The sequence below is a fragment of the Arthrobacter sp. UM1 genome, assembly GCF_020483305.1.
Classification (GTDB): Bacteria; Actinomycetota; Actinomycetes; order Actinomycetales; family Micrococcaceae; genus Falsarthrobacter.
On the sequence record NZ_JACWAB010000003.1, the window covers coordinates 204,565 to 216,461 of the forward strand.

10 protein-coding genes and 1 tRNA gene are annotated in these 11,897 nt (G+C 70.6%); 3 read left to right on the forward strand and 8 right to left on the reverse strand.

The window, feature by feature from the left end; genetic code table 11:
* Positions 1 to 12 precede the first annotated feature (12 nt).
* Entirely contained in the window at positions 13 to 2,244 is a 2,232-nt protein-coding gene (locus H9I38_RS06050) for a DEAD/DEAH box helicase (protein WP_226337860.1), read from the reverse strand.
* A 335-nt stretch (positions 2,245 to 2,579) separates the two neighbouring features.
* On the opposite strand from H9I38_RS06050, the gene H9I38_RS06055 reads away from it, so the two are divergent.
* Entirely contained in the window at positions 2,580 to 3,038 is a 459-nt protein-coding gene (locus H9I38_RS06055; RefSeq protein WP_226337861.1) for a hypothetical protein, read from the forward strand.
* A 572-nt stretch (positions 3,039 to 3,610) separates the two neighbouring features.
* Here the strand turns inward: H9I38_RS06055 and H9I38_RS06060 are convergent.
* Both H9I38_RS06060 and H9I38_RS06065 read right to left on the reverse strand, forming a co-directional pair.
* Complete coding sequence (locus tag H9I38_RS06060; RefSeq protein WP_226337862.1) at positions 3,611 to 4,816, reverse strand: cystathionine gamma-synthase; 1,206 nt, start codon at positions 4,814 to 4,816, stop codon at positions 3,611 to 3,613.
* Positions 4,817 to 4,946: 130 nt separating this feature from the next.
* A complete protein-coding gene (locus tag H9I38_RS06065; protein ID WP_226337863.1) occupies positions 4,947 to 6,398 on the reverse strand; it encodes a pyridoxal-phosphate dependent enzyme in 1,452 nt (483 codons plus the stop codon).
* A 48-nt stretch (positions 6,399 to 6,446) separates the two neighbouring features.
* Here H9I38_RS06065 and H9I38_RS06070 point away from each other — a divergent pair, with 48 nt between their 5' ends.
* Positions 6,447 to 7,379 carry a DNA-3-methyladenine glycosylase family protein gene (locus tag H9I38_RS06070; RefSeq protein WP_226337864.1) on the forward strand — a complete coding sequence of 311 codons (933 nt, stop codon included), beginning with the start codon at positions 6,447 to 6,449 and terminating at the stop codon, positions 7,377 to 7,379.
* Between the two features lie 100 nt (positions 7,380 to 7,479).
* Here H9I38_RS06070 and trxA read toward each other — a convergent pair whose 3' ends face one another.
* From trxA to H9I38_RS06085, 3 genes are all read right to left on the reverse strand, one after another.
* The gene (gene trxA, locus H9I38_RS06075) at positions 7,480 to 7,857 is read right to left on the reverse strand and encodes a thioredoxin (protein ID WP_226337865.1); all 378 of its coding nucleotides are present in this window, start codon (positions 7,855 to 7,857) and stop codon (positions 7,480 to 7,482) included.
* Between the two features lie 27 nt (positions 7,858 to 7,884).
* Entirely contained in the window at positions 7,885 to 8,451 is a 567-nt protein-coding gene (locus H9I38_RS06080) for a MarR family winged helix-turn-helix transcriptional regulator (RefSeq protein WP_226337866.1), read from the reverse strand.
* 117 nt (positions 8,452 to 8,568) lie between these two features.
* Positions 8,569 to 8,653 (reverse strand) — tRNA-Tyr (locus tag H9I38_RS06085).
* 215 nt (positions 8,654 to 8,868) lie between these two features.
* Between H9I38_RS06085 and H9I38_RS06090 the strand changes: the two genes are divergently transcribed.
* Complete coding sequence (locus H9I38_RS06090) at positions 8,869 to 9,360, forward strand: YajQ family cyclic di-GMP-binding protein (protein WP_226337867.1); 492 nt, start codon at positions 8,869 to 8,871, stop codon at positions 9,358 to 9,360.
* A gap of 8 nt (positions 9,361 to 9,368) precedes the next feature.
* Here the strand turns inward: H9I38_RS06090 and efeB are convergent, their stop codons facing one another.
* Entirely contained in the window at positions 9,369 to 10,682 is a 1,314-nt protein-coding gene (efeB, locus tag H9I38_RS06095; protein ID WP_226337868.1) for an iron uptake transporter deferrochelatase/peroxidase subunit, read from the reverse strand.
* On the reverse strand, positions 10,679 to 11,839 hold the full coding sequence (efeO, locus tag H9I38_RS06100) for an iron uptake system protein EfeO (protein WP_226337869.1): 1,161 nt from the start codon (positions 11,837 to 11,839) through the stop codon (positions 10,679 to 10,681). Before efeO ends, efeB begins: the two co-directional genes overlap by 4 nt.
* Positions 11,840 to 11,897 lie beyond the last annotated feature (58 nt).

An 11,897-nucleotide genomic window follows, 5' to 3' on the forward strand; every position in this document is an offset into this window, starting at 1 on the left:
CCCGATCGCGGCCTACCAGCGGGGCTTGCGACCCGACTTGGCGTGGCCCCGGGAGTCGCCGCGACCGCCGTCGCGCCCGAAGCCTCCGTCACGGCCGCCGAAGCCCCGGCCGCCCCGATCATCGCGGCGGTCGTCCCGGCGGTCGTGGCGCGGGCCGCGGTCCCAGCCGCGGTCATCCCGGCGCTCGCCCCGACGGTCGTCGCGCCGGTCGTCGCGCCGGTCCCAGCCTCCCCGTCCGCCGCGGTCCCGGTCGTCCCGGCGCGGTCGGTCGTCGCCGAAGCGGCCGCCGCGGTCGCCGCGGTCGTCCCGACGCGGACGGTCCTCGAAGCGGCGGTCCTGGCGCGGGCCCCGGCGGTCGTCGTCGCCCCGCTCGCGGCGGGGGCGGCGGCCGGTGTCCAGCTCGAGGTGGATGCGACGCCCGGCGATGCGCGTGTGGCTCAGCGTCTCCATCTGCTCCGGCGTGAGATCGGCCGGGAGCTCCACGAGGCTGTGGTCGCTGCGGATGTCGATGCCGCCGATCTGCGCGGCGGTCAGGCCGCCCTCGTTGGCGATCGCACCGACGATGGAGCCCGGCATGACCCGGTCCCGGCGGCCGACGGCAATGCGGTACGTGGCGTTGCCCTCCGTGACCGCACGCGACGGGCCGCGAGAGTTCATGCCGTCCTTGAACTTGCCGTCCTTGCCCATGCGGGCCTGCTTGGCCGGAGGCATCGGAGGCTCCTCGAGAAGGAGCGGGCGGCCGCCCTGCGCCATGAAGGCCAGGGCCGCGGCGACCTCGAGCGGGGTCGCCTCGTTCTCTTTGTCGTACTCGGCGACGAGCTCGCGGAAGACGTCGAGGTCCTCCGTGGCCAGCGTCGTCGTGATCTGGTCCGCGAAGCGGGCCAGGCGGCGGCTGTTGACGTGCTCCACGCTCGGGAGCTCCATCTGCTCCACCGTGGACTTCGTGGCGCGCTCGATCGAGCGAAGGAGGTACTTCTCCCGCGGCGTCATGAAGAGGATCGCATCGCCGCTGCGGCCAGCGCGGCCCGTGCGGCCGATGCGGTGGACGTAGGACTCGGTGTCATGCGGGATGTCGTAGTTGAAGACGTGGCTGATGCGCTCCACGTCGAGGCCGCGCGCCGCCACGTCCGTGGCCACGAGGATGTCGATCTTGCCCTCGCGCAGCGCCTCAACCGTGCGCTCGCGCTGCTGCTGCGGGATGTCGCCGTTGATGGCCGCCGCCTGGTAGCCGCGGGCCTTGAGCTTGTCCGCGAGGTCCTCCGTGGCCATCTTGGTCCGGACGAACGCGATGATGCCCTCGGACTCCTCCGTCTCGAGGATGCGGGTCATGGCATCCAGCTTCCGCGGGCCCATGACCTGGACGTAGCGCTGGCGGATGTTCGCGGCGGTGCGGGTCTCGGACTTGACCGTGATCTCGGCCGGGTCGTTGAGGTACTGCTGGGCGATCTTGCGGATCTGGCGCGGCATCGTGGCCGAGAAGAGGGCCACCTGCTTGTCCGCCGGGGTGTCGGCGAGGATCCGCTCGACGTCGTCCGCGAAGCCCATCCGGAGCATCTCGTCCGCCTCGTCGAGGACGAGGTAGCTCAGCTGCGAGAGGTCGAGCGAGCCCTTCTCGAGGTGGTCGATCACACGGCCGGGGGTGCCGACGACGACCTGCGCGCCGCGGCGCAGACCCGCGAGCTGCGGGCCGTAGGCCGATCCGCCGTAGACCGGCAGCACGGAGAAGGAGTCCATGTGCTTGGCGTAGGACGTGAACGCCTCGGCCACCTGGAGGGCGAGCTCGCGCGTAGGAGCGAGGACGAGCACCCGCGTGGCGGAGTCCCGGCCGTTGACCTCGGCCAGCTCGGCGAGCTTCGAGAGGACCGGGAGCGCGAACGCGGCGGTCTTTCCGGTGCCCGTCTGCGCGAGGCCGACGACGTCCCGGCCCTCAAGCAGCGTGGGGATCGTGGCGGCCTGGATCGGGGACGGCTTCTCGTAGCCGACGTCCTTGAGGGCGGCGAGGACGTGTGCGTCCAGGTCGAGATCCGTGAAGAGGACCTCGCCCTGGGCGCGGTCGGCGCTCTTCGACGCATCGGCGTTTGCCGACTCGGTCTTGGTCGTCTCGGTCGTTGCCGCCTCGGCGGAGGGGGAGGTCTCGGTGCTCTGCGCGGCCGCCTCTGCAGGCGTCTGTGCAGGCGAGGACTCCGGAGCCGACGAGGGCTCGACGGCGGAGGACCCGGCGTCGTCGTTCCGGTCAGAGGGCACGTCAAAGGACTGGTCAGAAGGCAAGGCTGTCTGCTTTCAGTGGGGGTGGGCGCGCGAGCAACCCATCACGCTCGCGCTCATCATCACCCGGTTCCCTCGACAGCTCTGCCCGCCACACACGTACGGGGCACACACAGGAGTCACTCCTGCCTCAAGAATTGGGCAGGACGTTGAAGAGCATTTCGCCTCACATGGGGTGGGCGGCCGTGAAGTGCGCGGACCGCCAAGGCGAATCGTGAACGTTTCCACACGCAAGGGAGGAAAACCGGTACGGACACCAGTCTACCGGGCTGCGGCGATTCGCACGAGCCCCGGAGCTCCGGGAGAATGGGTCTATGCCGAAGATCACGGACCGCCCGTTCACGCTGACCACGGGCCTTCTCGTCTACCTGCTGCTGGATCTCGCCCTGCTCGGCGTGGCCGCCAACACCCTCTTCGGCGACGCGTTCACGGGCGCGGAGGCCGGCATCGCCGCGGTCATCGGCGGGACGCTCGCGGCCGGGGCGGTCATCGTGGCCATCGAGGTGTGGCGTGCCTCCCGCGGCAAGCGCTCGGCCCGGACCACCCTCACGTACCTCACGGCGATCCTCGTCATGCTCTACGTCTGGCGGCGCCTCATGCCGTTCCTCGTCCTGGCCGTGCTCGGCGCGGTGGGACTGCTCCTCGTCTGGATGCCCTCGAGCGGCGCCTTCTTCCAGCGCGTCGAGCCCCGCCGGCAGAGGCTGCGCGGCTATGCCCGAGCCACGTCCAGGGCCGCCCGGACTCTCCGCGGGGGCGGGGCCCGCCGGGGCTGAGGCGGGGCGCAATCACGCCCGCTTCCGCGCGCCCAGGCCGATCCACACCCGTTTCCGTGCGCCCAGGCCGATCCACACCCGTTTCTGCTCAAAAACCTGCTCGGAAACGGGTGTTTTCACCTAGAACAGGGTGCAGTGGCGAAACAGGGTGCAATCGCTTCTGACAGAGAGCGGATCACACCCGTAGCCGATGCCTTGCCGGGGCACACGCAAGACGTGAGACAGTGCCTGAGATGCCGCCCCACATCGTCGCCCTGCGGCCCCCTGCGTTCCCCTTTTGGCGCCGCTTTCGCGCAACGGATCGACCGTCCGCTGGCAGTCACACCCGCTTCCGTGCGCCTAGGCCGATCCACACCCGCTTCTGCTCAAAAAAGCGCTCGGAAACGGGTGTTTTCACCTGAAACCGGGTGCAGTGACGAAAACGGGTGCGAACGGCCTCCACAGAGACCCGTTCGCACCCGTTCGCACCCGCTTACGCGGCCCGTGCCGCCGTTCACGGCCAGACGGCCCGGCGAGGGCGGCCGACCGAGGCACAGCCAGGCTGGCCGTCCGGCTCGGAGGAGCCCAGCCGCTCAGCCCTGGGCGGCCGCCTGGAGGGCCTGCTCGAGATCGGCCAGGATGTCCTCGACGTCCTCGATTCCCACGCTGAGGCGCACCAGGTCCGCCGGAACCTCCAGCTCGGTGCCCTTGACAGAGGCGTGAGTCATCTCAGACGGGTAGTTGACGAGCGACTCGATGCCGCCCAGCGACTCCGCGAGCGTGAAGACGCGCGTGGCCTCGGTGAAGCGCCGCGCCGCGGCCTCTCCGCCCTTGAACCGCACGGAGACCATGCCGCCGAACCGCTTCATCTGCCGCGCCGCCAGGTCGTGGCCGGGATGGTCCGGCAGCCCCGGGTACAGCACCGCGGAGACCTCGTCCCGGCCGGAGAGGTACTCGGCGACGCGCTCGGCGTTGTCGCTGTGCCGCTCCATGCGCACCGCGAGCGTCTTGAGGCTGCGCGTGGTGAGGAAGGCGTCCATCGGGCTGGACACGCCGCCGGCTGCGAACTGGAGGAACTGGATCTTCTCCCCCACCTCGGCGTCCTTGGCCACGACGGCGCCGCCGACGACGTCGGAGTGGCCTCCGATGTACTTCGTGGTCGAGTGGACCACGATGTCCGCTCCGAGGGAGAGCGGCTTCTGCAGGTACGGCGAGGCGAACGTGTTGTCCACCACGAGGAGCGCCCCTGCCTCATGCGCGATCTCCGCGAGCGCCGCAATGTCCGAGACCTTCATGAGCGGATTCGAGGGCGTCTCCACCCAGAGCAGCGGGACGTCGCCCGAGTTCACCGCGGCGCGCACGGCGTCCAGGTCCGCCATGTCCACGGGCTGGTTCTCGATGCCCCAGGGCCCGAGGATCTTGGAGATGAGGCGGTACGTTCCGCCGTACGCGTCATTGCCGAGGACCACCTTCTGGCCAGGCCGCATCAGGGCCCGCAGGAGGGCGTCCTCCGCGGCGAGGCCGGATCCGAAGCTGAGCGCCATCGCCCCGCCCTCGAGCGCCGCGAGCTGCGTCTGGAGGGAGTTGCGGGTGGGGTTGGTGCCGCGTCCGTACTCGTAGCCGCTGCGAAGCCCGCCGATCCCGTCCTGCGCGTACGTCGAGCTGAAGTGCACGGGCGGCACCACCGCTCCCGTCACCGGCTCGAACTCCTGGCCGGCGTGGATGGCCAGGGTGGCGAAGCCCTCGGCCGCCTCCGCCGCCTCGCCCTCGGGGCGCTGGGACTTGACCTCGTCAGTCATGACATCACTCCTTCCGCGCACACGGCGCGAACAACTGTTCCGAATGCCTGTTTCCGGCGCTCTTCTCCGTGCAACCGGCCTCGGGCCGGGTTTATGCCGCACCGTGATGCGGCTCTCGGCGCCGGCGCGCTCAGGCCCGCAGCGCCGGGAGCGCTTCGGCGGACGTGACAGCGCCGAGCACGCGCCCGTCCTCCGCCAGCGCGACGACGCCGTTCTCGCCCAGCCTCTCCGCCAGGACGCGGGGGCCCTGGCCCGTGCCGACGAGGACCGGAGCGCCGTCGAGCACTGCGTCCGCGAGCGCCTCGGCGAGGAGGGTGCCGCGCTCCGCTGTCCCGGCGAGCAGGGCCCTCCGGAGATCGTCCGCGGCAAGCACGGCCCGCATCTCGCCGAGTGCGGCGGGCAGGGCCTCCGGGCCGACGACGACGCCCCCGCGGCCGGCCGACTCCGCAGCGTCGAGCGCCTCGCCGACCGTGGCCGCCGACGGCACGCTCACAGAACCGGCTGCCGCGGCCCGCAGGCTGTCCCGGGCCGCCGCCTCTGCCTCGCGCGGGGTCCCGCCGTCCTCGGCGCCCGTGGCGATGAGCCCGGGCACACGAGGCAGCGACTCGCCGCGCTCGACGGGGAAGCCGCGCTCGGCCATCCACTCGTCGTTGAAGACCTTGCCCAGGTACCCGCGCCCGGAGTCCGGCAGGATGACGACGACGACGGCGTCCGCCGGAAGCGTCTTGGCCGCCTTGAGGGCCCCCGCCACGGCCATGCCCGAGGACCCGCCGACGAGCAGGCCCTCCTCCTTGGCGAGGCGGCGGGTCATCTCGAACGCCTCGGCGTCGGTCACCGCGTGGACCTCGTCGGGGACCTCGGTGTCATAGTTCGCGGGCCACATGTCCTCGCCGACGCCCTCGACGAAGTAGGGCTTGCCCGACCCGCCGGAGTACACGCTTCCCTCCGGGTCCGCCACGATGACCGTGACCGGGCCGCCCTCCCGGTCCGCGGAGACCTCCTTGAGGTACCGCCCGGTGCCGGTCACGGTTCCTCCCGTGCCCGCTCCGGCGACGAGGTGGGTGATCTTCCCCTCGGTGTCCCGCCAGATCTCGGGGCCCGTGGTCTCGTAGTGGGCTTGCGGCGCGGCGGGGTTGTTGAACTGGTCCGGCTTGAACCCGCCCTCGATCTCCCGGGCGAGCGCGTCCGAGACGCCGTAGTAGGACTCCTCCGACTCCGGCGGCACGGAGCTGGACACGAGAGCCACGCGGGCGCCGTACGCGCGCAGGGTGTCCCGCTTCTCCTCGCCGACCTTGTCCGGCGTCACGCAGACCATCCCGTAGCCGCGCGCCTGGGCCACCATGGCGAGACCCACGCCCGTGTTGCCGCTCGTGGGCTCCACGATGGTCCCGCCCGGCCTGAGGCGCCCCGACTTCTCAGCGCTGTCCACGAGCGCCGCCGCGATGCGGTCCTTCACGCTGCCGCCGGGGTTGAGGTACTCCAGCTTGGCGAGGACCGTGGCCTGCACCCCCTCCGCGACCGAGTTGAGCCGCACGAGCGGGGTGTTGCCGATGAGGTCGAGAACAGAATCCGCGTACTTCACTCCTCTAGTCTAGGCATCTGCCCCTGCCCTCCTTTCCGAAAGGCCCACGTGAAGCCGCTCTCCCGCGAGCTCGCCGTTCCGGCGGGCCACTCCGCGGACAGGGTCCTGCGCGCCCTGCGCAACGGCCCGTACGATCCGACGGCGCTCGTGGGCTCCCGCTACGGCACCTGGCTCGCGTTCCGCACTCCGGAGGGCCCGACGACCCTCCGCGTGCTCCAGCGAGGCCGGAGCGTGGCCGTGGGCGCATGGGGGCCCGGCGCACAGGCCGCCCTCGACGGATCCCCGGCCCTGCTCGGCCTCGAGGACGACTGGAGCGACTTCGACGAGCACGTCCTCCCCCGCCTCCCCGAACGGCTCGCCTCACTGCGGCGGCTGCACCCGGGCCTCGCCTCCCCCGCCAGCGGGCGCATGTGGGACGCCCTGTTCCCCGCGATCCTCGGCCAGAAGGTGACCGCCGAAGAGGCCCTCAACGCCTACGCGAGCCTGACCCGCCGCTTCGGGGATCCGGCTCCGGGCGCGGAGAACGGAACCGCGCCGCCGTGGCTGCGGCTTCCGCTCGCACCCGAGCAGGTGCGGCGAATCAGCTCGTGGGACTGGCACGCCGCGCGCGTGGACCGCTCCAGGGCGACGACGGCGATGGAGGCCGCACGGGCCTCAGGCCTCGGCACGCTGGGCGAAGCCGACGAGCGGACTGCCTACGCCCGCCTCCAGCACCTGCCCGGCGTCGGCCCGTGGACGGCCGCGGAGACCGTCCAGCGGACGCACGCGGCGAAGGACGCCGTGTCCGTGGGCGACTACCATGTGGCGCACCTCGTGGGCCAGGCGCTCATCGGGCGGCGAGTGGACGACGACGGCATGCTGCACCTGCTCCGGCCCTTCGACGGGCAGCGCCAGCGCGTGGTCCGGGTGATCTTCTCCCGCCCGATCCGCAAGCAGGCCTATGGGCCGCGGCTGGCCCCGGAAGACCATCGCGGGCGCTGAGACCGCGCGGATCCACCGCCTCGCGCCCGGACGGGCCGGCCAGCCGAGGGGCTCCTGGAGCGGGCTCAGCGGTTTTGGGGCTGGCTCAGGCGCCCGGGTCTCAGCCCTCCTGGGGCTTCTCCGCCTGCTCGGCCATGTCCTTGCGGACCTGGTCCATGTCGAGGCCCTTCACCTGTGAGATGAGGTCCTCGAGGGCCGGGGCCGGGAGGGCGCCGGGCTGCGAGAACACGAGGATCTTGTCCCGGAACGCCATGAGCGTGGGGATCGAGGTGATGCCGGCCATCGCGGCCAAGCGCTGCTCAGCCTCAGTGTCCACTTTGCCGAACACGACGTCCGGGTGGTTCTCGGAGACCTTCTCATACACCGGGGCGAACTGGCGGCATGGCCCGCACCAGCCCGCCCAGAAGTCCACGAGGACGATGCCGTTCTTCTCCAGCGTCTCGGAGAACTGTGCTTCAGTGAGGTCAACGGTGCTCATGTGCCCACGGTACCGGCCGCGGCCGCCTCAGACGGACGGCGACTCGTGGATGAGCTTGGTGAGCACCCGAAGGCCCCGTCCGAGCGAGCGCTTCTCCTCCTTGGTGAGCCCGGCGAGGCGATGGGCCAGGGACCGGGTCCGGACCTCGAGCTCCTCTTCCAGGATCTTCTTGCCGAACTGCGTGATGGCCACGAGGACGGCCCGCGAGTCCGTGGGGTCCGGGTGGCGGTCTACCAGGCCGTCCCTCTCCAGGCAGATCACCTGCTCGGTGACACTGGGAACCCGAATCGCCAGCTCGCGGGCCAGCGCGCTGACCCGCTGCGGCGCGTGGACCACGAGGGCGAGGAGGCTGACACGAGCCGCCGTGAGCCGGTACTTCCCGTCCATGCTGCGGAGCAGGTAGGTGGCGTCCCTCAGCCCCTTGCGCAGCTCCTCCGCCAGGATCTTGTCCGCGACGTCCGCGTCCGGCGGCATGACCGGGTCCTCATCCAGAGACGGCCGCCCGCTCGGTGCAGGCGGGGCCTTGATGACGGCAAGCGGAACGGCGGCAACCGGGTCCGGCTCGGGATCGGTGACGGGAGCGGCGATGGTCATGACCTGACTATATAAGACACTCGCTTGCATGGCATAACTTTCGTCATCCCTATGTCCGCCAGGTGGTCAGGCAACAGAAAAGACCGCGCTCCGGATCTCTCCGGAACGCGGTCTCCGTGGTGGCAGATGAGGGATTCGAACCCCCGTAGGCAATGCCAGCTGATTTACAGTCAGCCCCCTTTGGCCGCTCGGGTAATCTGCCCCGTGGCCGCTTCACACGCGCTGGAGAACCAGCGCCCGCGAACAGGCAACACGACAACTTTACACGAGTCGCCCCTCTGCCGCGAATCCCGTGCCTCTCGGCTCCGGGCGGGCGGCACCGGCGTCGTCGTCCTCCTCTCCCCCGATCCCAGTAGACTGGCGGCACGACACCGCCCGGCCGCCGCCGCGGCGCACGCACGAGCACAGGAGGCATCCATGGCCAGCGATTCCACGTTCGACATCGTGAGCAAGGTGGACAAGCAGGAGGTGGCGAACGCGCTCAACCAGGCGCAGAAGGAGATCGCGCAGCGCTACGACTTCAAGGGCGTGGGCGCGGACGTGGACTTCTCCGGCGAGAAGATCCTCGTCAAGGCCAACTCCGAGGAGCGCGCCAAGGCGGCGCTCGACGTGTTCCAGTCGAAGCTCGTCAAGCGCGGGATCTCCCTGAAGTCCCTCGATGCCGGCGAGCCCTTCGCCTCCGGCAAGGAGTACCGGATCGAGTGCTCCATCAAGGAGGGCATCGCGCAGGACGTGGCCAAGAAGGTGAGCAAGATGATCCGGGACGAGGCGCCGAAGTCCGTCAAGGCCCAGATCCAGGGCGACGAGCTCCGCGTCACCTCGAAGTCCCGCGACGACCTCCAGGAGACCATCGCGCTCCTCAAGGGCGCGGACCTCGACGTGGACCTCCAGTTCGTCAACTTCCGCTGACGCGCCGCCTAGGCGAAGAGCCCCTGCCCCACGTACTCGCCGGGCTTGGCGCCCGGCGGCACCGCATAGAGACCCGAGGCCACGTGCTGCAGGTACTCCACGTGCATCCGGTCCTTGGAGGAGAGCTGCATCTGCATCGGCGTGAAGTGCGTGCGGGGGTCGACGACGAAGGCGATGAAGAACAGCCCCGCGTCCAGCCGCCCGAGCCCGTCTGAGCCGTCCGTGTAGTTGTAGCCGCGGCGCAGCATCCGGACGCCCTTGTTGGCGTGCGGATGGGAGAGGCGCACATGCGAGTCCGCGGGCACGAGCGGCCCGTCCTTGCCCTTCATGGCGAAGTCCGGCTCGGAGAACTCGTGCCCGCCGGAGAGCGGGGCGCCCTCCGTCTTGGTCCTCCCCACGGAGGCCTCCTGCTCCTGGAGGGAGGTCCGGTCCCAGATCTCGATGTGCATCCGGATCCGCCGGGCCACCATGTAGGTGCCGCCTGCCATCCACTCGGCCGCCGCGTCCGCGCCGCGCTTGACCCAGACGTGGTCCTCAACCTGCTGCGCGTCCTCGGACTTCAGGTTCGCGGTGCCGTCCTTGAAGCCGAACAGGTTCCGGGGCGTGGCCTGAGCCGAGGAGGTCGAGGCCGTGCGCCCGAACCCCAGCTGAGACCACCGCACAGCCACGGTGGAGAAGCCGATGCGGGCGAGGTTCCGGATCGCGTGGACGGCCACCTGCGGATCGTCCGCGCAGGCCTGGACCACGATGTCCCCGTCAGAGCGGGCCGGGTCCAGCTTGTCGTTCGGGAAGTGCGGAAGCTTCTCCAGGGCCGCCGGCATCTTGTCCCGGATGCCGAGGAAGCCCTTCTCGAAGAGGCTGCGGCCGAACCCGAAGGTGATGGTGAGGTTCGCGGCCGTGAGCCCCCTGGCCTCCCCCGTGTCCTCCGGCGGCGCCGCGTAGGACTCGCTCCCGTCCCCCAGCGTGTAGCCCTGGGTCATCTTCTCCGCGGCCTCGGTCCACTCCTTGAGCAGGAGGATGAGGTCCGCACGTGACTTCGTCACCACGTCGAACGCGGCCATGTGGAGGCGGTCCTGCGCCGCCGTCGTGATCCCCGCCTGGTGGTGCCCGCGGAAGGGGACCACGGCGGGCGCCTGAGAGGCCTCGCGCTTTCTCGCAGCAGCCTCGTCCGCGGCGTGCACGGCGAATCCGCCGGCAACGGCCGCGCCGGTCACCCCGGCCGCGGTGAAGAGGCCGCGACGGCTGACGCCGCGGCGCCCTTCCTCGGGGCGGGAGCCGCCCTCAGCGGGCGCGGAGCCCTGGCGGGGATCACGCGATGTCACTTGGCGACGACCTCCTTGGTCAGCTTGGAGAGCGGCTCGGCCAGCCCGTCCACGCTCACGGAGAGCGCCTTGACGTCTTCCTTGCTCAGCTTCTCGTAGGAGACCCAGCCCTGGCCGGACTTGTGCTTGTCCAGCTCGGCCTGCGTCGCCTTGAAGCGGGAGTCCAGCTGCTGGGCGAGCTCGGGATTCCGCTTGGCGAGCAGCGGGCGGAGCTCCTCGTAGGCCACCTTGGCGCCGTCGAGGTTGCCCTGGAAGTCCCAGAGGTCCGTGTGGCTGAAGGCCTCCTCCTCGCCCGTGACCTTGCCGGAGGCGACCTCGTCGAGGAGGGTCTTGGCGCCGTTGGAGAGCTGGTCTGCGGTGAAGGTGACCTTCTTGGTACGCTCGGCGAGGTCCTTGGTGTCCGCCACGAGCTTGTCCGCCAGCTTCTTGCGCTCAGCCGGGCCCTGCGGCGTGAACCCCTTGGGCGCCCAGAGGTCCTTCTCCGCGCGGTGCCATCCGGTCCACTCCTGGCCCTTCTCGAGGTCCGCCTCGCGGGCGTCCAGCATCGGGTCGAGGTCCCCGAAGGACTCGGCCACGGGCTCGATCCGCTCCCAGTGCATGCGCGTCGAGGCGTAGAGCGAGCGCGCCTCCTCGTCCCGGCCCGCGGCGTAGGCCTCCGCGAACTTCTCCGTGCCCGCGACGAGCTGGTCCGTCTGCTCCCTCACATAGGCCGCGTAGTTGGCCGTGGCCGTCTGGATGAGCTTCTGGTCGTCAGCGCTCGCAGTGGGCTCGTTGGCGGACTTCTCCACGGTGAACTGGCCGCGGATGCCCTGACCGACCATGCCCGGCTTGCACGCCGTGGTGTACTTTCCGGCCGGAACGTGCACCGTGAGCTCGCGGCTGAGGCCCGGGCCGATGTTCTCCACCTCGCCGAGGATCCGGAGCCCGTCCTCTGCGAGCAGGTAGAACTCGGTGACCTGGGTTCCCTCGTTCTTGACGTTGAACGTCAGAGCGCCGGACTGGCCGGTGGTGGAGGACAGCCGGCACTCGTCCTGGGTGCTGGCCACCTGGACGGCCTTGTCCCCGGCTTCGGCCTTCTTGTTCTCCGTGCAGCCGGTGGCGAGGAGGGCGACGAGGACGGCGGCGGCGGGAGCGGCTGCCTTGACGGTGCGGTTCATTCTCTCTCTGGTTTCTGTGAGGGGCGGGGCCCTGGTTCAGCGGTGGTGCGGGGACCTC